The following is a 20377-nucleotide window of genomic DNA, read 5'->3' as shown; positions in this document are numbered from 1 at the left end:
TGTTGAATTCTGTCTGACCCGCTGCGATCAGGCATGGCATCGTGACGTCTTCAGTCTGCCGAAGCAGCACAGAACCACCATTTTAGCGTACAATAAAGCGGTTGAAAAATGCAGAGGGCGAAAGATGTTTGATCTGACGGTGGTGGGCGGTGGCATGGTCGGTGCCAGTATTGCGGCCTATATGGCGCAGCAGGGCTGGCAGGTGGCGCTGGTAGAAGCACAGCAGCCAGAGCCCTATGAGGCCAGTCAGCCAGCAGACTTGCGGGTCTCGGCTATCAGCCAGCGCAGTCAAGACTGGTTAGCGCAATCCGGTGCCTGGCAGGCGGTAGCGGCTATGCGGCTTTGTCCGTATCGCCGTTTACAGGCCTTTGAGCGCCCAGAGCACAGCGTGGAATTTAACGCCGCAAGCATCGATCAGAATGAGCTCGGCCATATCGTCGAAAACCGCCTGCTGCAGCTGGCTTGCTGGCAGCAGTTTCCAAAGAGCTTGCAGCTGTTTTGTCCCGCCAGAGTAACCGCACTGCAGCAAGAGCCCGACAGCGCACAGCTGACACTGGATAACGGCGACTGCCTGCACAGCCGCTTGGTGATTGCCGCCGATGGCGCCCGCTCGGCACTGCGCCAGCTGGCTGGCATTGGTACCCGCGGCTGGCGTTATGCTCAGGGCTGCCTGGTGGCTCATGTGGCCACAGAGCAGCCGCAGCAGGATGTCACCTGGCAGCAATTTACTGAAACCGGTCCAAAAGCTTTCTTGCCGCTGTCTGGCCAGCAAGGCTCGTTGGTTTGGTACGACAGCTTACCTAAGGTGCAGCAACTGGCTGCGATGTCACCGGCTGCGCTTAGCCAGGCCATCATGACGGCTTTCCCCGCGCAATTGGGCAACATTGAAGTGCGACGGGCCACCTGGTTCCCGCTGCAGCGTTTGCATGCGTTGTCTTATTATCAGCAACGGCTGGTGCTGGTGGGGGATGCTGCGCATGCTATTCATCCCATGGCCGGGCAGGGCGTCAACCTGGGTTTTGCCGATGCCGCCTTGCTCTGTCAGTTATTGCAAGAAAAAGGTCCGGCAGTGCTCGAGCAACCACAAGTGCTATTGGCGCGGTACCAGCAACAACGTCAGCCGCAAAACTGGTTGATGATGAGCAGCATGGATGTTCTGTATCAGGGGTTTGGCAGTCGATGGCCGCTGGTACGGCAATTGCGTCAATTGGGTTTGGTGCTGGCCGGGCGCAGTGCTTTGCTGAAAAAGATGGTAACCCGCTATGCCACAGGCTGAGCAGCGCAAAGGTAATGTTATGGTAGGATTTGTGATGCTAAGTCGCTGAGAATGGCAGGGGTGCCAGGATTCGAACCTGGGCGTGGCGGGATCAAAACCCGCTGCCTTACCGCTTGGCTACACCCCTAACTAGGATTTACAACTGAAGAAAGAGAAATGGCAGGGGTGCCAGGATTCGAACCTGGGCATGGCGGGATCAAAACCCGCTGCCTTACCGCTTGGCTACACCCCTGCAGTGTCTCTCCTTGCCTGGTACACTTGGTGCGGAAGGAGAGACTCGAACTCTCACACCTCGCGGCGCTGGAACCTAAATCCAGTGCGTCTACCAATTCCGCCACTTCCGCAGCATACCTGAAGAGAAGAAGTGGTGGCTACAGCGGGAATCGAACCTGCGACCCCAGCATTATGAGTGCTGTGCTCTAACCAGCTGAGCTATGTAGCCACGTTAACTTGTCTTCAGCAAGTGGCGCGTATTATCCGTATCTGCTTTGGCAGCGTCAACCGTTTTTTGCAAATTATGCCGGCTGCCAAAGCCCGTTTGCTGTTTTTATACACAAAGCAGCACACGGCTTGTGGATAGTTTCGCCAGTTGCTTACACATTAAACAGGAAATGCATCACATCGCCATCTTTTACAATGTAATTTTTGCCTTCCACCCGCAGCTTACCGGCCTCTTTGGCACCGGCTTCACCTTTGCAGGCAATAAAGTCATCAAAGGCGATGACTTCAGCGCGGATAAAGCCTTTTTCAAAGTCGGTATGAATCACCCCGGCTGCTTTAGGAGCGCTGGCACCAATGGCAACGGTCCATGCCCGTACTTCTTTTACACCGGCGGTGAAGTAAGTTTGCAGGCTCAGCAGCGAGTAGCCGCCGCGGATTACCCGGTTCAAACCAGGCTCTGCCAGGCCAAGATCGGCCATAAACTCGGCTTTTTCATCGTCTTCCAGTTCGGCAATTTCGGACTCAATGGCGGCGCATACCGGCACCACGATGGCATCTTCTTTGGCAGCAATGTCACGGACGATGTCCAGGTAAGGGTTATTCTCAAAGCCATCTTCGGTGACATTGGCAATGTACATGGTTGGCTTGATGGTCAGGAAGTTCATGTAACTCACCAGGGCAACTTCTTCTGGTTCCAGCGCCAGTTGACGCAATGTCAGGCCTTCTTCCAGATGCGCTTTCACCTTGGCCAGCACATCGAGTTCGGCTTTGGCGTCTTTGTCGCCGGATTTGGCTTTTTTACCCACGCGCAGCATGGCTCTTTCGGCGCTTTCCATATCGGCCAGCACCAGCTCCATATTGATGGTGTCAATGTCATCGGCCGGGTCGACTTTACCAGCTACATGCACGATGTTGTCGTCATCAAAGCAACGCACCACATGGCCGATGGCATCGGTTTCGCGAATATTGGCCAGAAACTTGTTGCCAAGGCCTTCGCCTTTGGAGGCACCTTTTACCAGGCCGGCGATATCAACAAACTCCATGGTGGTTGGGATCACCCGTTGTGGTTTGACGATCTCAGCCAATTGATTCAGGCGCTGATCCGGCACCGGCACCACGCCGGTATTGGGCTCGATGGTACAAAACGGAAAGTTGGCCGCTTCAATACCTGCTTTGGTCAACGCATTGAACAGGGTTGATTTACCAACATTCGGTAAGCCGACAATTCCACATTTAAATCCCATGACAGTGTCCTATCGTTGTGCAGCGGCATGCTGCCAGTTACGCGGTGGTGGCCTGAAAACTATGCAAGCGGCTTTGCGCTTTCACCAGGCCATCCTTCAGCAGTATTGGCAGGCAACGTAGTGCCTCATCAATACTGGCTTCGATTCGTGTTTGCTCACTGGCTGGTGCTTTGCCAAGCACATAGCCGGTAACTTTGTGTTTATCCCCCGGATGGCCAATGCCAAGCCGTAACCGCAGAAAGTTGGCATCATTGGCCAGCCGTGCTGTGGTATCTTTCAGGCCATTGTGACCGGCATGGCCACCACCGAGTTTAAAACGGGCCACCCCGGGTGCCAGCGCCATTTCATCGTGCGCGACTAAGATTTGCTCGGTGGGGATTTTATAAAACTGCGCCACAGCCTGCACGGCTTTGCCGCTTAAATTCATAAAAGTGGTGGGAATAAGCAGTTTGATGTCGTGACCAGCCAATGGAATACGGGCTATATCACCAAAGAATTTGGGCTCATGTTTTAACGACGTCTGAGCCTGTCGTGCCAGTTGTTCTACAAACCAGGCGCCGGCATTGTGTCTGGTCTGGCTGTATTCGGGGCCTGGATTACCCAGGCCCACGATCAGCTGGATCGGCTGCGACATTACTCAGCAGATTCGGCTGTTTCACCTTCATCAGTGTCTACTGCTTTACCAGCAGGTTTGTTGACAGACACGACAGCCAGGTCATGGCCTTCGCCTTTGGTCAACTGAGTGAAGGTAACGCCTTTAGGGGCAACCAGATCAGACAAGTGGATGGTCTGACCGATTTCAACATTGCTCAGGTCAACCTCAATAAACTCAGGCAAATCTTTCGGCAGTACGTTGATTTCTACTTCGTTGGCACCGTGAACAACCACACCGCCTTTCTTGATGGCAACTTCTTCGTTCAGGAAGTGCAGTGGCACTGTGGTGTGCAGCTCTTGGCCAGCTTCAACACGTTGGAAATCGACGTGCATGATTTTTGGCTTGAACGGGTGACGCTGCATATCTTTAACGATGGCCTGGATCTTTTCTTTGCCAACATTCAAGGTCAGAATGTGCGAGTAGAAAGATTCAAAGCTTTGTGCTTTCAACAGCTTAGAGTGCTCTAAAGTGATTGACAGAGCATCTTTGTGACCACCGTAAATGATGGCTGGTACTTTATCCTGATGACGCAGGCGGCGGCTCGCACCTTTCCCCAGGTCAGTCCGGACTTCAGCATCTAATGTATAAATTGCGTCAGACATGGCTTTCTCCAATAATTCATAAGGTTCCACAGCCCGCGACCAGACTGTGGGACGTTCACCCCCTCAAGGGGCGCGACATAATACCACTGGCGGGTAGAGCGCGCAATGAAAAAGGCACCCAAAGGTGCCTTCTGCAACGGCGTCTGCCAGCGCTTAATCAAACATCGATGAAATGGATTCTTCGTTGCTGATACGGCGAATGCACTCGGCCATCATTTCGCTTAGCGACAGCTGACGCACTTTGGCCACTTTCTTCATCTCGGCACTGAGTGGAATAGTGTCGGTGACGATCAGTTCATCGATCACCGAGTTGGCAATGATTTGTGGTGCATTGCCAGAGAACACCGGGTGGGTGGCGTAGGCAAAGACGCGCTTAGCACCTTGCTCTTTCAAGGCTTCCGCAGCTTTGCACAGGGTACCGCCGGTATCAATCATGTCATCGACCAGAATACAGTCACGATCTTTGACATCACCGATGATGTGCATTACTTGCGATACATTGGCCTTTGGCCGACGTTTGTCGATGATGGCCAAATCGGCATCGTTCAACAGCTTGGCCACTGCACGGGCGCGGACCACACCACCGATATCCGGTGACACCACCACCGGTGATTGCAAATCTTGCTTGCGCATATCTTCCAGCAATACCGGGCTGGCAAAGACGTTATCCACCGGCACATCAAAGAAGCCCTGGATCTGTTCGGCATGCAAGTCGACGGTCAGCACTCGATCGACGCCAACGCTGGACAGGAAATCGGCCACGACTTTAGCGGTAATCGGTACCCGGGCAGAACGGACCCGGCGATCCTGACGGGCATAGCCAAAATAAGGCAGTACCGCAGTGATCCGGCCGGCAGAAGCACGACGTAATGCATCCACCATCACGATCAGTTCCATCAGGTTGTCGTTGGTTGGCGCACAGGTAGACTGAATGATGAAAACGTCGGAGCCACGTACATTTTCATTGATCATGACGCTGACTTCGCCATCGCTGAAACGGCCAACATCGGCATCACCTAATTTGATGTAGAGTCGGCTGGCAATTTTGCTTGCGAGTTCTGGTATGGCGTTACCAGCAAAAACCTTCATATCGGGCACGGTAGGATCCTCAGGGCAGTTGGAGTCCGGTTAACAATTTTGACCCTGCTACAAGCAGGGCCCTGATGGTAATGATGTGGCATTACCTAAACACGGCCAGAGCTGCCAGGGTTGGCGACTCATTGACCCCTCTGGCGACAAAACCCCGACAGAACGAGGGCAAATCACGCAGAGCAGCTTCCGCTTGCAAACGATCAGAAAACGCGGCGAACACACTGGCTCCGGTCCCTGTCATGCGGCTTGGGGCGTATTCTAACAACCACTGTAAGGTTAATGCAACATTCGGATAGAGCTGACTGACCAGTGGCTCACAGTCGTTGCGCCAGTCTGAATCTTGCAGCTGATCAACGTTGATTTTGGCAGTATTTCTTGGTAAATCAGGATGCTGGAAGATTTCTTTGGTTGAAATATGGCAATCCGGTGTGGCCACCAGATACCAGCGTTCGGGTAATTCAATGGGCGTAAGATGTTCGCCAACGCCTTCGGCAAAAGCGGTGTGACCCTGTACAAAAACGGGCACATCGGCGCCCAGTTGCAAGCCAAGCTCGGCCAGTTGCTGCTGGTTCAGCTCCAGTTGCCATAAATGGTTGAGCGCCAGCAGGGTGGTGGCGGCATCGGACGAACCTCCGCCCAAGCCACCGCCCATGGGTAATCGCTTATCCAGTTGGATCTTAGCGCCCAGGCTGTAGCCGGTGCTACGCTGCAATAAACGGGCGGCTTTTAGCACCAGATTGCCGTCGGTCACCAGCTCAGCCTGATTGCAGCTCAAAGTGAGCTCTTCAGTGGGAAGGGCTGAAAAATGCAGGGTATCGCCATAATCCAGCAGCTGGAAAATACTTTGCAGCTCATGGTAGCCATCGGCTCGGCGCCCGGTAATGTGCAAAAATAAGTTCAGTTTCGCCACGGCTGGCAGGCTCAGAGTGTGGCTCATAGTTGCCAGCTCCGGATCACCAGGTTGATGCGAATATCATCCGATTGCACCACAATGCGCCTGGGCAGGGCCAGACTATCGGAGAAAAAGCTTTCATAGCGCACCTGCCAGTGATAACCACTGCGATCCTGTAATGTAAACGCAATTAAGCGGTCCAGCGCATCGTACTCTTTGGCACTGGCATTGCTGCCAGCTAAACCTTTAAGCCATAGCGGCATCTCGTCAAGTGGCAGGCTCCAACCTGTCAGTGCTAACATCAGCTCGCTGCTGTTGCTGGCCTGGTAATCTTCGCCCCGGACTTGCAAGCGGGTGCTGCCAGCGCTGCTGTCTAGCCTGAAGATGCTGATACCAAAGGAGTTATTCATTCTGGCCTGGTAGTCGTCGGCCTGCTGCTGCCAATGCAGACTGCCACTGACAGTGTCGGCCGGGCTGCGGATCCCCATGGTGGCGGTTAGCTCAAAATGTTGCAGCTGCTCAATGCGATCTAGCCGTTGCTGGGCTGTCAGCGTGGGACCATCGGTCCGCGGTTTGAGGCTGCAACCACTGAGCAAGAAGGTCAGCAATAATAGGGAAAACAGGATTTTTACTGCTTTTGGCACACGAAAGTCCTCGTCTGAGCTTTTATTAACCTGGGCTTTTTCGTACAATTCGCCCCTTCAACATCAAGGTTATTACAGGTGAATGGCCATTTACGCATTAGGCATTAATCACAAAACAGCACCAGTGGCACTGCGTGAACAAGTGGCTTTTGCACCTGAACAGGTGCCGCAGGCGCTGCGTGAGCTGGCTACCGTGGCGAATGTCACCGATGCGGTGATCCTGTCTACTTGCAATCGAACTGAGTTGTATTTTAACGGTTCCACTGAGCAAGCGGAACAGGTGATTGCCTGGTTGAGTGAATTTCATCAATTGGACAACCAATTACTGCAGCCGCATTTGTATCTGTATCAACAGCAGGATGCAGCAACGCACCTGATGCGGGTGGCAGCCGGGCTGGACTCGCTGGTGCTGGGCGAGCCGCAAATATTGGGTCAGGTGAAACAAGCGTACAATCAATCGCGCCAGGCGGGAACCATCAATCCGCAATTTGAGCGCTTGTTTCAGAAAACCTTTGCCATTGCCAAGCAGGTTCGCACGGAAACTGAGATTGGTGCCAATGCGGTTTCGGTTGCCTTTGTCGCCGTGAGCCTGGCGAAACAAATTTTTGGCCGCTTGGATAAAGTCTCGGTGCTGTTGATTGGTGCCGGTGAAACCATAGAGTTGGTGGCGCGCCATTTAAAAGAGCAGGGGGCCAGTAAGCTGACAGTGGCCAACCGGACCTACGAACGTGGCCTGGCGCTGGCTGAGGCCTTTGGCGCTGAGGTGGTGACCTTATCGCAGGTGCCTGCGGTGCTCGGCCGTGCTGATGTGGTGATCAGCTCCACTGCCAGTACCTTGCCCATCATCGGTAAAGGCATGGTCGAACAAGCGCTGAAAGTCCGTAAACACAAGCCGATGTTTCTGGTTGATTTGGCGGTGCCGCGTGATATTGAAGCTCAGGTTACCGAGCTGGATGATGCTTACCTGTACACGGTGGACGATTTGCAGACCATCATTGCGCAGAATATGGAATCGCGTCAGCAGGCAGCGCAGCAGGCTGAGCAGATGATTGGCCTCGGCGTGGCGGAGTTTCAGCAGTGGCAATTGCTGCAGGGCAATGTCGACTGGGTACGGGATTACCGCCAACAGTGCGAACAGATTAAAAACGAGTTGTTGGCCAAAGCAGCCAATCAACTGGTAGCTGGCCAGGAGCCGGAAAAAGTTATGGCCGAGCTGGCCAATCGTCTTAGCAACCGCTTGATGCACAGCCCGACCAAGGCTATCCGTCAGTTGGTGCAGGATGATCAACTTGAGCCGCAAAGGCTGATTAATATTTTACTCGATCTCTGATTCAGAGCCGGATTTTCCCAAGGAACCACAGTCATCATGAAAGCATCGGTATACGGCAAGCTGGAAGCCTTGACAGAGCGCTACGAAGAAGTGCAGGCGCTGCTCAGTGACGCCAGCATCATCGCCAACCAGGAGCGTTTTCGCGAGTTGTCCAAAGAGTACAGCCAACTGGAAGACGTCAGCAAAGCCTTTTCGCACTATCAACAGGTAGAGCAAGGGCTAAAAGACACCGAGCTGATGTTGCAGGACAGTGATCCTGAGGTGCGGGAAATGGCGCAGGATGAATTTAAAGAGCTTAAGCAGCAGTTGGAGGCGTTGCAGGCTGAATTGCAAGTCTTGATGTTGCCGAAAGATCCAAATGACAGCAGCAACTGCTTTTTGGAGATCCGGGCCGGGGCCGGTGGCGATGAAGCGGCGATTTTTGCCGGGGATTTATTTCGTATGTACAGCCGCTTTGCAGAAAACCGCGGTTGGCGCCTCGAAGTGATGAGTGCCAGTGAAGGTGAGCATGGTGGCTACAAAGAAATCATCGCGCATTTATCCGGTGAGGGCGTCTATGGCACCATGAAGTTTGAATCCGGTGGTCATCGGGTGCAGCGGGTGCCAGCGACTGAGTCGCAGGGCCGGGTGCATACCTCCGCCTGTACCGTGGCGGTGATGCCGGAAATTCCGGAAAGCGACGCCATTGAAATCAACCCGGCCGATTTACGGGTGGATACCTTCCGCGCATCCGGGGCGGGTGGTCAGCACGTAAACCGGACCGACTCGGCCATTCGTTTAACGCATTTACCAACCGGTATTGTGGTGGAGTGTCAGGAAGAGCGTTCGCAGCATAAAAACCGCGCCAAGGCCATGAGCATGCTGCAGTCGCGTATTCAGGCCGCCGAAGATGAAAAACGCCGGTTATCGGAAGAGTCGACCCGGCGTTTGCTGGTGGGCAGTGGCGATCGCTCAGAGCGTATTCGTACCTACAACTTCCCGCAAGGTCGACTGACCGATCATCGCATCAACCTCACTTTGTACCGGCTGAGTGAAATTATGGAAGGCAGCCTGGAGCTGGTGCTGGAACCGATTCAACAAGAGCATCAGGCCGATTTGCTGGCTGCTATGTCTGAAGACAACTAAGTCATGGCCAACAGCTCAGCCAGCACCCTTGCCAGTTGGTTAAAACAGGCCAAAACGGTGCTGGCGCAAGTAACGGAGGAGGCTGAGGCCGAAGCTAAATACTGCCTAAGCCATGTGTTGCAGTGCAATTACAGCTACTTGTATAGCCACGCCGGGCAGCTGTTGACTGAAGAGCAGCGGCAGCAGTTGGATGGTATCCTACAACAGCGCCAAACCGGCACACCGCTGGCTTATGTGTTGAAGCAGTGGCACTTCTGGGATTTTGAACTGGCTGTATCACCAGCCACCTTGATCCCTCGGGCTGATACCGAAATCTTGGTTGAGCAAGCACTGCAACTTGCATTGCCAGCAACCGCGAAAGTGCTGGATTTAGGTACTGGCACTGGTGCTATTGCGCTGGCGCTAGCCAAAGAACGACCAGGCTGGCAGGTAACCGGTGTTGATTTACAGCTAGAAGCTGTGGCCTGCGCCACTAACAATAAAGCTGCTTTGCAGCTGGTAAATTGTCATTTTTTGCAGAGTAACTGGTACGCAGCCGTCAAGGCGCAGAAATTTGAGTTGATTGTTAGTAATCCTCCCTATATTGAACCGGATGATGTGCACCTGCAGCAGGGCGACGTTCGGTTTGAACCTAAAACCGCCTTGGTAGCTGCTGAACATGGGCTGGCTGATATTGAGCAAATTATTGCCGGCAGTGTACTGCAGTTGCAACCAGGCGGCTGGCTGTTGCTAGAGCATGGCTATCAGCAGGCAGAGGTTGTCCGCGAGTCTTTACTGCATGCTGGCTTTAACCAGATCCAATCGAAAAAAGACTATGGTGGTCAATGGCGTATCAGCTTTGGCCAAGGTCCGCTCTAACCAAAGATCCTTGCATTAACCTTTGACCAATTGCCATTCTACACATATAACTTAAGAGTGGATGAGCCAAAGAGTGATGTGTGCATGAGCGATGACTTTTTATTCGCCGATGAAGTGCCGGAGCAGGAGCAACCTGAGCAAGCCAGTAACCTTGCCCGCTGGAAAGTGCTGGTGGTGGATGATGAGGCTGAAGTGCATGCCGTCACCAAGTTGGCCCTTAGCGATTTTAGTTTTCAGGGCAAGAGTCTTGAGTTTATCAGTGCCTACTCCGGTGCTGAAGCCAAAGCTTTGATGCAACAGCATCCGGATACGGCCATCATGCTGCTCGATGTGGTGATGGAAACCGACGATGCTGGTTTGCAAGTCGCCCGTTATATCCGCGAAGAGTTGATGAACAATCATGTGCGTATAATCTTGCGTACCGGTCAGCCTGGTCAGGCACCAGAGCGGCAGGTGATCGTTAATTACGATATCAATGACTATAAATCCAAAACCGAACTCACCGCGCAAAAGCTTTTTACCGTTGTGATGTCGAGCTTACGTTCCTACCGCGATATTCTCGCGATCGATCACAGCCGCCAAGGCCTGGAAAAAATTATTAATGCGTCGGCTGATTTGTTCTCTGCCCATTCGATGGAGCAGTTTATTGATGGCGTACTGCAGCAGCTAACTTCGATTCTTGGTTGCAACGACGATGCACTGCTGGTGACCTCTTCACTGGTGGCGGGTAGCCCTGGCGAAGATACTAATCCGGAGCATCTGATTGTATTTGCCGGTATGGGGGAGTTCGAAAAAAGAGAAGGTGAGCCGGTGACCAAGGTGCTGGAGCAACCTTTGCTGGATGCTTTTTACGCAGCTTTGAAAACCCGCAGTATCGTTTACAAGGAAAATTACCTGGTGGCTTATTGCACCAGTAAATTTACCCATGGCTCCCTACTGTATGTTTCAGGGCTGCCAGGCCAAATCACCGACAGCCAAAAGAAACTGATCGAGTTGTTTTCACAAAATGTGCAGATTGCCTATGAGAATGTGCAGTTGCAGCATGAAATTGAAGATACTCAACGGGAAATTGTCTATCGTCTTAGTGAAGCGGTTGAGCATCGCTCCATCGAAACCGGCAATCATGTCAAGCGGGTGGCTTTTATCTGTTACGATTTGGCTAAAGCCTATGGTTTGCCGGAAGAGGAAGCAGAAAAACTGATGTTTGCGTCCCCCTTGCATGATGTGGGCAAAGTGGGTATTCCGGATGGCATCTTAAATAAGCCACAGCGACTGGATGAGCGGGAATGGGAGGTAATGAAAACCCATGCCACCATAGGTTATGACATCTTAAAAAACTCCAAACGAGCTATTATTCAGGCTGGGGCTATTATAGCGCGCGATCACCATGAAAAATGGGATGGCAGTGGCTACCCGGATGGTAAGAAAGGGGAGGACATTCATATCTATGGCCGCATTGCTGCTATTGCCGATGTGTACGATGCTTTGCGTCATCGGCGCTGTTACAAATCGGCCTGGCCGTTAGAGAAAGTGGTTGCCTTGATTGAAAGTGAGTCTGGCAAACAGTTTGATCCTAAGCTGGTCGAGCTTTTTAAAACAAGGGTAGAGAAGCTGGAGACGATTTTAAAAAAATACCCGGATTCAGACGAAGACGATATTCGTTAAGGGCAGCTATACTGCAGTTTGCAAGCATATCCGAATCACTTCAACGCAGTGTGATGTATCGACTACCTGCCAGCCTGATTGACCGATAAGGCTCCTGTTTTTCCCTGGCTTATGACAAAATAGCCGCTTTAGCGGCGTTCTTTGTCTTGAGCTGCTTGCACAGCATTAACCACAAGGATTTTTATGACTCAACAAACCATCGCTTTTGGCAACGTCACAGTAAATAACAAGCTGCCTTTTGTACTGTTTGGCGGTATGAATGTGCTTGAATCGCGTGATTTGGCGATGCATATCGCTGAGCATTATGTGCAGGTCACTGAGAAGCTAGGGATTCCGTTCGTATTTAAAGCGTCCTTTGATAAAGCGAATCGCTCCTCCATTCACTCTTACCGCGGGCCAGGGCTGGATGAAGGGCTGAAAATATTTCAGGAGATTAAGCAAACTTTTCAGGTGCCACTGATTACGGATGTGCATGAGCCCTGGCAAGCAGCCCCGGTAGCCGAAGTGGTGGATGTATTGCAATTACCGGCCTTTCTGGCGCGCCAGACCGATCTGGTGGTGGCTATGGCCAAAACCGGTGCTGTGATCAATGTGAAGAAGCCACAGTTTTTGGCCCCGGCAGAAATGCGCCATATTCTTACCAAGTTTAGTGAAGCAGGAAATGAGCAGGTTATGTTGTGCGAGCGAGGCTCCAGCTTTGGTTATAACAACCTGGTGGTGGACATGCTTGGCATGGATGATATGAAAGCAATGGCGCCGGTTATTTTTGATGCCACCCATGCCTTGCAGCGTCCGGGGGGGCGGGCAGACTCAGCCGATGGTCGTCGGGCTCAGGCGGCGCAATTGGCTCGTTCAGGTATGGCGCTTGGCCTGGCTGGTTTATTTATCGAAGCACATCCGGATCCAAATCAGGCCAAGTGCGATGGTCCTTGCGCCTTGCCATTAGCAAAATTGGAGCCTTATCTGGCACAGATGAAAGCGTTGGACGAATTAATTAAAGGCTTTTCAGAGCTGGATACTTCAGCTAGTTGATGCTTGCTTTCCACTCACCAACGATAGTCCGACAGCTGTTAATAGCGCTGTCGGACGTAATTTTCTACATTACGAAACTCTGTCTGAAGTTGCCGGAAATGTTCCTGCAAACTTGACCAATCTTTATCTGCACAGGCTTCCTCCAATTGCAGGGCATACTCTGTCATGGTTAAAGCTCCAACGCTTTTGGCCATAGCCTTTAGCTGATGGGTTTGTTGACGTGCCAGTGAGCGCTCACGCTCTTGCAGTGCAGTTTCCAGCGTGTTGAGCAATGGCTGAACTTGTTGGACAAAGAAATTCAAATGCTCCTCATGCTTGGCAGGATCATTCCCAAGGTAATTGGCAATGGTGGTAAAGCAAATCGGCGCTTGGTAGCGAGCTTCGCGGGCTCCTTGCTGCTCAATCAGCTCTTTGTTCGGAGTTGCTTGCTGTGGTAGCCAGCGTTGCAGCAGGCTCTCCAGAATGTTCAGTTCTATGGGTTTGGTGATGTAACCATCCATACCGATACTAAGGCATTTTTGTTCTTCACCCTTGAGTGCATTGGCGGTAATGGCAATGATGCGGGTAAACTGGCTGTCGTCGTTGGCTTGTAGTGCTTCTTTTCGGACTGCTTCTGTCAGATCATATCCACTCATATTTGGCATATGCAGATCAGTCAAAATCAATGGATAGCGGTAATTTCGCCACATTTCCAACGCGATAGCACCATCGTCAGCAACTTCTGCCGCATAACCGAGCGCATTGAGTTGGTCCAGAATAACTTTTTGATTCATCTGATTGTCTTCAGCCAGCAAAATCAATTGGCCTTTTCGGCGAGCTGCTTCCAATGTTGGTGCTGTCTTAAACGCTTGTTGCTGGTTTTGCTCCAACAGCACATTGGTTTTTTTACCAGCTGCAATTAAGATGGCGTCGATCACATGGCTGCGACAAATGGGCGAACTATGCAGATAAATGACTCGCTCACTGCTGAGCTCAGTCAATTCGATCAGGTTGGTAATAATAACAAACCGAATTTGCTGTAACTTGCTGTGTTCAACCAACTGCGTAATCTGAGCACTGCTAATTTGTTCATAGGTGGCATCAAGCAGCCAAACCCCTTTCACTTTGGGTGGTAGCAAGTGTTGTTGTTCGGCACGCTCAAGCAGTTGCTCGAAGCGCTGGAAACTGTGGTAATCAGCACTTAGATAGTCCAGATAACAGCTCAGGTGCTCGGTATTGTCGTGATCGGTGCTAAACAGCACCAGTTGGACGTCGCGCAGTAATTCCTGGTCCAGTTGTTGTACTTCATCAGAGCGGCGTAGTGGTATTTGCACCCGGAACTCGGTGCCTTTATCCAGCTCACTTTGCACCTCAATCTGGCCATACATTAATGAGGTTAACCGCTGACAAATCGACAAGCCTAAACCCGTGCCGCCAAACTTGCGGGTAATGGAGCCTTCGGCTTGATTAAACGGCTGGAACACATAGTTAATTTGCCGCTTGGTCATGCCTTTGCCATTATCCGTGATGCTAAACAGTACCTGGCAGTAGTCGATGGTGCTTTCCAGTAAGTCTGCCCGGATCACCACCAGTCCGGTTTTCTCCGGGGTGGTACTGGTAAACTTAATGGCATTGCCAGCCAGGTTGTAGAGGATTTGTCGCAGGCGAACCGGATCACCAAAAAGACCATCTGGAATGCGTGGGTCGATAAAGAGCTTTAAATCGATTTGACGTTGATGGGCGACGGATACCAAAATTCGTCCAACGGCCTCGATGATGTCCACCAGTGACAGTGGGATACTTTCCAGCTCTAATTTTCCGGCCTCGATTTTAGAAAAATCGAGAATATCATCCAGAATACGCAGCAATGAAAACGACGACTCCCGTATGGTATCCGTCATGCGGAATTGGGCATTATTGAGCGGTGTTTTGCGCAGTAAGTCCATGGTGCCAATTATACCATTCATTGGCGTACGGATTTCATGGCTCATGGTTGCCAGAAAAGTGGATTTTGCTTCATTAGCTTTTTCTGCGGTTAGTTTGGCGGTTTCTAAAGCATCGGTACGCTCTTTAATGCGTTGCTCTATTTCCTGGCGTAATTGGGCGATGTTGTGTTCTGCTTGCTGGTCGTTTTGTTCGCCTTTCTCAATACGTTGCAATAGGCGGTTAATCAGACCAGCCAGTAAACCAAAGTCATGCTCACGGTGTTCATCAAGACGAACATGATATTGCTCATCACGAACAGCAGTATGCAAAGGTTTTAATACGGGATCGAGATAACGGTGCAGTAGTCGATTGCAAAGGTAGCTTATGGATATCGCCATCAATACAGCAGTTAGCATGATGCTTAGCAGGCAGCTGAGCAGAGTTATGAGTGACAGAGCCTCGAGAGGGCCTGTTCGCAATATCATGAAGGCTAACAACATCAGCAGCGAACTAAACAGCAAGCAAATAGGGAAGCTTCGCCAAAACAGTGGACCAAAAAACGATGATTTTTCCATGCGAGTACCAAGGCTATGAAAGGTTTAGGATATTTGCCTGCTTTCGGCTGATTGTAGCATAGGGCAGCTTGGGCTGAGAAATGAACTCTGTGTTCACTAAAAATACAGGCATGCTAGTCCTTTGCTCAGAGAATAAGCGAACGCTTGCTGGAAGAAAAAAAATGATTGACTTGCTTTGGCAAAATCCGTTTAATACCTCCCCGTTGCCCAGATAGCTCAGTCGGTAGAGCAGAGGATTGAAAATCCTCGTGTCGGTGGTTCGATTCCGCCTCTGGGCACCATTCTTTCCTGCCAAGATTGGTGCACGCAACACGTTAAATGTTTTCGCCTTTACAGGCACTGTATGCCCAGATAGCTCAGTCGGTAGAGCAGAGGATTGAAAATCCTCGTGTCGGTGGTTCGATTCCGCCTCTGGGCACCATTCCCATCTTTTGTTATCAAAGCTTTTTTGTACTGAGTTCAGTCCTTCATGGCGGAATCTCATGCTATTGCTTCGGTGGTCCGATTGTTTGCACCTTCCTAATCGCCCTTGTTAACATCATTTTTTTTGGAAACTTGATATACTGTTCCAACAATCCCATCAATGCTGATGAGAACCCATTCAGCAAAGCGAGGCGATGATGACAAAGGCTGTGATCCTGGTACTGGATAGTTTTGGTGTAGGCTGTGCGCCCGATGCCGATCGCTTTGGCGATGTTGGTGCCAATACCTTAGCCAGCATTGCCAGAGAGTTTGCCAAAGCCAAAGGTCGTCAGTTGGAGCTACCTAATCTGGCTGGGCTTGGCTTAGTTCGTGCGGCCAGAGCGGCATCGGATCAAACAATTTTGGTGCAGGATGCAGCTCAGGTGGCAGGAGCCTATGGCTATGCTGCCGAGCTGAGCAGTGGTAAAGATACCCCGAGTGGTCACTGGGAGATTGCCGGTGTGCCCGTGTTGTTTGACTGGGGTTACTTCCTGCAGAAAACAGAGAGTTTCCCTCAGGAGTTGATCGACAAATTGTGCGCTGAGACCGGCGTACCAGGGATTCTGGGAAACTGTCATGCTTCCGGCACCGAGATCCTGAAAAAGCTGGGTGATGAGCATGTACGAACCGGTAAACCCATTTGCTATACCTCCGCCGACAGTGTGTTTCAGGTGGCCGCCCATGAGGAACACTTTGGCCTGGAGAGATTACTGGATTTTTGCGTGGCTGCCCGTCGTTTGCTGGATGAATACAATATTGGGCGGGTGATTGCCCGACCATTTTTGGGTGAGGGCCCGGACACCTATGCCCGCACTGGCAACCGCCGTGATTACTCGGTGCTGCCACCTGCGCCCACTGTGCTGGATAAATTGACTGCGGCGGGTGGTGAAGTGATCAGCATAGGCAAAATCGCCGATATTTATGCCCACCAGGGCATTAGTCGGGGGTTGAAAGCAACTGGACTGGAGGCGCTGATTGATACCACGCTCCAGCAGATGCAACAAGCTGGCAGCAACAGTCTGATTTTCACTAATCTGGTTGATTTCGACCAGAATTATGGTCACCGACGCGATCCAATAGGATATGGCGAAGCATTGGAGTACTTTGACGGCCGTTTGCCAGAGCTAATTGATGCACTGGATGATGATGCAATCTTAGTGCTGACCGCTGACCATGGTTGTGATCCCACCTGGCCAGGCACCGAACATACCAGGGAGTTTATTCCTGTGCTGTGTTACCGCAATGGCATGGCTGCTGTTGAGCTTGGTCAGAGAAACAGCTTTGCTGATATAGGCCAGACATTGACCGACTTTTTTTCGTTGGAAGCCATGTCCTATGGCGATTCATTTTTTAAGCAACTGACTACCGAATAAGAGAAGATCCCTATGACTACTCCCCATATTGCTGCCAAACCAGGTGATATTGCTGCTACTGTGCTGATGCCAGGTGACCCACTTCGAGCTAAACACATTGCCGATAGGTTTTTACAGGACGTCCGCTGCGTCAATGAAGTACGTAATATGTATGCCTATACCGGCAGCTACCAGGGCAAAACAGTGACCGTGATGGGATCTGGCATGGGCGTACCCTCCATGTCTATTTATGCCACTGAGCTGGCTAAGTTTTACGATGTGAAACGCATCGTGCGTATTGGCTCCTGCGGTGCCTTACCTCATGCTGTGAAAGTGCGGGATGTGGTGATTGCAATGGGCGCCAGTACAGACTCTGCCGTTAACCGCAATAGGCTTCAGGGTATGGATTTTGCGGCCATGGCCAGCTTCAATTTGATTGAGAAAGCCGTCGCGGCAGCACGGCAGAAACATATTCAGGTGCAAGTGGGTAATGTCTTTACCTCGGACCTGTTTTACAACCCCAATCCTACCTTGTTTGATACCCTGGAAAAATACGGTGTGCTGGCCGTTGAAATGGAAGCTGCTGGCCTTTATGGTGTGGCTGCTGAATATGGTATCGAAGCTTTGAGTATTTTGACGGTGAGCGATCACATCCGTACCGGCGAGTCGTTAAGTGCAGAGTTGCGTCAAACCTCCTTTAACGACATGGTTGAAATTGCACTGGGTTTGGTGGATTAAGTTCTATGTCGTTGACCAATCATAAGATGTTTTACGTCTCCTGGGAGGCTTTTCACCGGGCCAGCCGCGAGTTGGCCGCTAAGTTGCTGACCGGCCGTTATCAGCGCATCCTGGCTGTTAGTCGGGGTGGTCTGGTGCCGGCAACCATCCTAGCCCGGGAGCTGAATATCCGTTTGCTCGATACCATCTGCATTGCCAGTTATCAGCATGATAAGCAAGGGGATTTATCTGTGCTTAAAGGCTGCGACTGGCAAGACGATGAGACGCTGCTGATTGTGGATGATCTGGTCGATACCGGCGAAACGGCTAAAGTGATCAAGCAGCAGTTCCCCAAGGCAACCTTGGCGACGGTTTATGCCAAACCACAGGGTAAGCCTCTGGTGGATGTTTATGTCACCGACATTGAGCAAGACACCTGGATTCAATTGCCGTGGGATACCGAGCTGAGCTACAGCGCGCCTTTGGTGGAGCAGCAAGGCTAAAGCGCTTTATTTCAATCGTAAATCAACCCAGACCAGCCGGTGATCCGAGCTGGTCCCACGTTGTTGAACCAGTCGGTAATCCTGTTCATCTGCCGCTGGCCAGAAAACGCCACTAGATAGTACTTTTATTCCGGCTTTACTCGGCAAAACATAATCAGCTCGCATACGCCATGCTGCGGTATGCTGTGCTGCATGCGGGTTATTCAGGCTGTGCTGTGCGCCGCCACGACTGACCGGCCGTGGGTCTTGAATTGCAGGGTGATCCAGTAAGCGTTGTATACCAGCTTTTATGGCCTCACCTTCGACAGGCGAGGCGTTCAAATCGCCCAGTATCACGAAAGGCGCAGAACTATTAAAGCCACCTGTGCGTCCATTGTCATCATAGAAGTAATCCCCTTGCCCGGTGCTGATGTAATCGACCCAAAAACGAATTTCATCGTGATTGCGTTTAGCATTGCGCTGCTCCGGCCCATCAAATACCGGCGGTGTTGGGTGACTGGCGAACAGATGCAAATGTTTTCCTTCAACCAAAATGGGGATATCCCAGTGTGATTTGGATGAAAGAGGAAACTGGTTCCACGCCTCGGCTTCGTACCAGGCACTGCCATCGGCCAGGCTGGCTCTGAGGTGTCCCGGCATATCCTTCCATTTAAAGTGGCGAAAAGTGCGTACTTCATTCTGAATGATCGGATAGCGTGATAGGACCAGCATGCCGTATTGGCCCGGATAAAAGCCAAATCCCCAGGCATCGGCACCGATGCCACTGGCATTCCCATCCCGGTTTAGATCAAAGGGACTTGGCTGACCGCTGTTTACCTCAGTATAAAAAAAGTAGGGGTAATCAATGGGGAGAGCGCCTTGTTGGGATATGGCCAAATAATTTTCCATAAACGCTGTTAAGCCCTGCGCGGGTGATGCAATGTAATCGAATTCAGTCAGTAGGATGATATCCGGGCGGGTGAGCTGAATAATACGGGCAATAGCCTGGATTTGCGGCTCTGTGCCAGTGGCTAACCGCTCAATCAGGACGCTTTGATCGCCATGCTGACCAGCGGGCAGGTAGTTGCCAGCTTCCATACTAACGTTGAAGGTTGCAACTCGGATTCCGGCAGAGTGAGTCATGCTTAAAGGCCTATTAAGCGACTGAATATGATGGAAAATGATAGTGTGTTTAGCGTGAGGTTACCAGTGGTTACCATTTTAATTTGGGGCTAATTCGTGAGGCTATTCCCGGGGGTAATACAGGAAAACGAATCGATAGATGAAGAAAATTTCTGCGAAATTATTGCATTAGCAAGTACGCAACTCTGACCAGTCATGTTACAATTGTATGACCAAACGAGTTAGATGCGCCGTTAGGGAAAAAGTTCCTCAGCAGTTCGGTTCGGCGTAAAAAAAACGTCACAATCATTCGTTAGGATATCTACCCAAATTGAAGACAGTCTATGTATTCAAATGGATTGGGTAAAAATTCGAAAACTACCAGGTGAAACGATATGAAAATTAAACATTTAGCTATGGCTGTAGCCCTTGCAATGGGTGCTAGCCAGTTTGCCATTGCAGAAACATCGTCTTCCATGCGCGGACAGATCCTGAGCCCAACCGGCACAGCTGCGCCAAATACACGCATTATTATTGAGCATATTCCATCCGGTACCCGTACTGAAACGGTCACCAATGCTTCAGGCAACTTCGTTGCATCTGGTTTGCGCGTAGGTGGTCCATATCGTGTGATTATCGATTCTGACGTTCATAGAGATGTTGAGTTAGATAATATCTTCCTTTCCTTGGGTGATCCCTATCGTTTAAATCAGCAACTTGAAGCGTCGGATGTAGAGCGTATTGCTGTTACTGGTACACGCATCAATCCTACGATGTATCAGGCGGGCTCTTCCAGCACTTGGGGTGAGCGTGAAATTCAAACCATGCCTTCGTTTGATCGCGATCTTAAGGATATTGTCCGTCAAAACCCTCTGGCAACGGATTTAGGTGATAGCAACCGCTCTT

Annotated in this window: 18 protein-coding genes and 6 tRNA genes; 12 read left to right on the top strand and 12 right to left on the bottom strand. The window is 51.2% G+C overall.

The window, feature by feature from the left end:
• Positions 1-124: 124 nt before the first annotated feature.
• Entirely contained in the window at positions 125-1276 is a 1152-nt protein-coding gene (locus JJU14_RS12280; protein WP_228613946.1) for an FAD-dependent oxidoreductase, read from the top strand.
• A gap of 52 nt (positions 1277-1328) precedes the next feature.
• On the opposite strand, the gene JJU14_RS12275 is transcribed toward JJU14_RS12280, so the two are convergent.
• From JJU14_RS12275 to lolB, 10 genes are all read right to left on the bottom strand, one after another.
• Positions 1329-1403: transfer RNA gene (locus JJU14_RS12275), tRNA-Gln, on the bottom strand.
• A 30-nt stretch (positions 1404-1433) separates the two neighbouring features.
• Positions 1434-1508 (bottom strand) — tRNA-Gln (locus tag JJU14_RS12270).
• A gap of 27 nt (positions 1509-1535) precedes the next feature.
• Positions 1536-1620, bottom strand: a tRNA-Leu gene (locus JJU14_RS12265).
• A gap of 21 nt (positions 1621-1641) precedes the next feature.
• A tRNA-Met gene (locus tag JJU14_RS12260) sits at positions 1642-1718 on the bottom strand.
• Between the two features lie 151 nt (positions 1719-1869).
• Entirely contained in the window at positions 1870-2961 is a 1092-nt protein-coding gene (ychF, locus tag JJU14_RS12255; protein WP_228613944.1) for a redox-regulated ATPase YchF, read from the bottom strand.
• Between the two features lie 37 nt (positions 2962-2998).
• Positions 2999-3595 carry an aminoacyl-tRNA hydrolase gene (gene pth, locus JJU14_RS12250; protein ID WP_228613942.1) on the bottom strand — a complete coding sequence of 199 codons (597 nt, stop codon included), beginning with the start codon at positions 3593-3595 and terminating at the stop codon, positions 2999-3001.
• A complete protein-coding gene (locus JJU14_RS12245; protein ID WP_228591340.1) occupies positions 3595-4218 on the bottom strand; it encodes a 50S ribosomal protein L25/general stress protein Ctc in 624 nt (207 codons plus the stop codon). The genes pth and JJU14_RS12245 overlap by 1 nt, the downstream gene beginning before the upstream one ends.
• Positions 4219-4371: 153 nt before the next feature.
• Positions 4372-5316 carry a ribose-phosphate pyrophosphokinase gene (locus JJU14_RS12240; RefSeq protein WP_139243711.1) on the bottom strand — a complete coding sequence of 315 codons (945 nt, stop codon included), beginning with the start codon at positions 5314-5316 and terminating at the stop codon, positions 4372-4374.
• Positions 5317-5398: 82 nt separating this feature from the next.
• Positions 5399-6247: a 4-(cytidine 5'-diphospho)-2-C-methyl-D-erythritol kinase gene (ispE, locus tag JJU14_RS12235; RefSeq protein WP_228613940.1), complete on the bottom strand. Its 849-nt coding sequence runs from the start codon at positions 6245-6247 to the stop codon at positions 5399-5401.
• A complete protein-coding gene (gene lolB / locus JJU14_RS12230) occupies positions 6244-6846 on the bottom strand; it encodes a lipoprotein insertase outer membrane protein LolB (protein ID WP_228613938.1) in 603 nt (200 codons plus the stop codon). The genes ispE and lolB overlap by 4 nt, the downstream gene beginning before the upstream one ends.
• Before the next feature lie 82 nt (positions 6847-6928).
• Between lolB and hemA the strand changes: the two genes are divergently transcribed.
• The 5 genes from hemA (at position 6929) to kdsA (ending at position 12856) form a co-directional block, all read left to right on the top strand.
• Entirely contained in the window at positions 6929-8176 is a 1248-nt protein-coding gene (hemA, locus tag JJU14_RS12225; RefSeq protein WP_228613936.1) for a glutamyl-tRNA reductase, read from the top strand.
• 36 nt (positions 8177-8212) lie between these two features.
• On the top strand, positions 8213-9301 hold the full coding sequence (gene prfA, locus JJU14_RS12220) for a peptide chain release factor 1 (RefSeq protein WP_228613934.1): 1089 nt from the start codon (positions 8213-8215) through the stop codon (positions 9299-9301).
• Between the two features lie 3 nt (positions 9302-9304).
• Positions 9305-10159 (top strand): peptide chain release factor N(5)-glutamine methyltransferase, encoded by an 855-nt coding sequence (gene prmC / locus JJU14_RS12215; protein ID WP_228613932.1) that lies wholly within the window; start codon positions 9305-9307, stop codon positions 10157-10159.
• Between the two features lie 84 nt (positions 10160-10243).
• Positions 10244-11824 (top strand): DUF3369 domain-containing protein, encoded by a 1581-nt coding sequence (locus JJU14_RS12210; protein ID WP_228613930.1) that lies wholly within the window; start codon positions 10244-10246, stop codon positions 11822-11824.
• A 183-nt stretch (positions 11825-12007) separates the two neighbouring features.
• Positions 12008-12856: a 3-deoxy-8-phosphooctulonate synthase gene (gene kdsA, locus JJU14_RS12205; RefSeq protein WP_228613928.1), complete on the top strand. Its 849-nt coding sequence runs from the start codon at positions 12008-12010 to the stop codon at positions 12854-12856.
• A 38-nt stretch (positions 12857-12894) separates the two neighbouring features.
• Here kdsA and JJU14_RS12200 read toward each other — a convergent pair whose 3' ends face one another.
• Complete coding sequence (locus tag JJU14_RS12200) at positions 12895-15159, bottom strand: ATP-binding protein (RefSeq protein WP_228613926.1); 2265 nt, start codon at positions 15157-15159, stop codon at positions 12895-12897.
• Positions 15160-15541: 382 nt separating this feature from the next.
• On the opposite strand from JJU14_RS12200, the gene JJU14_RS12195 reads away from it, so the two are divergent.
• The 5 genes from JJU14_RS12195 (at position 15542) to gpt (ending at position 18370) form a co-directional block, all read left to right on the top strand.
• Positions 15542-15617 (top strand) — tRNA-Phe (locus tag JJU14_RS12195).
• Positions 15618-15681: 64 nt separating this feature from the next.
• Positions 15682-15757, top strand: a tRNA-Phe gene (locus JJU14_RS12190).
• Positions 15758-15956: 199 nt separating this feature from the next.
• Positions 15957-17171 (top strand): phosphopentomutase, encoded by a 1215-nt coding sequence (locus tag JJU14_RS12185; protein WP_228613966.1) that lies wholly within the window; start codon positions 15957-15959, stop codon positions 17169-17171.
• Positions 17172-17183: 12 nt separating this feature from the next.
• Positions 17184-17888 (top strand): purine-nucleoside phosphorylase, encoded by a 705-nt coding sequence (gene deoD / locus JJU14_RS12180; RefSeq protein ID WP_228613924.1) that lies wholly within the window; start codon positions 17184-17186, stop codon positions 17886-17888.
• 5 nt (positions 17889-17893) lie between these two features.
• Positions 17894-18370, top strand: coding sequence for a xanthine phosphoribosyltransferase (gpt, locus tag JJU14_RS12175; RefSeq protein ID WP_228613922.1), 477 nt, complete (start codon positions 17894-17896; stop codon positions 18368-18370).
• Between the two features lie 6 nt (positions 18371-18376).
• Here gpt and JJU14_RS12170 read toward each other — a convergent pair whose 3' ends face one another.
• On the bottom strand, positions 18377-19492 hold the full coding sequence (locus JJU14_RS12170; RefSeq protein WP_228613920.1) for an endonuclease/exonuclease/phosphatase family protein: 1116 nt from the start codon (positions 19490-19492) through the stop codon (positions 18377-18379).
• 374 nt (positions 19493-19866) lie between these two features.
• On the opposite strand from JJU14_RS12170, the gene JJU14_RS12165 reads away from it, so the two are divergent.
• The coding region (locus JJU14_RS12165; RefSeq protein ID WP_228613918.1) for a carboxypeptidase-like regulatory domain-containing protein at positions 19867-20377 on the top strand (511 nt) is incomplete at its 3' end.

This window comes from Alkalimonas sp., assembly GCF_020831925.1.
GTDB lineage: Bacteria > Pseudomonadota > Gammaproteobacteria > Enterobacterales > Alteromonadaceae > Alkalimonas.
This window is presented reverse-complemented; position numbering and strand designations above follow the sequence as displayed.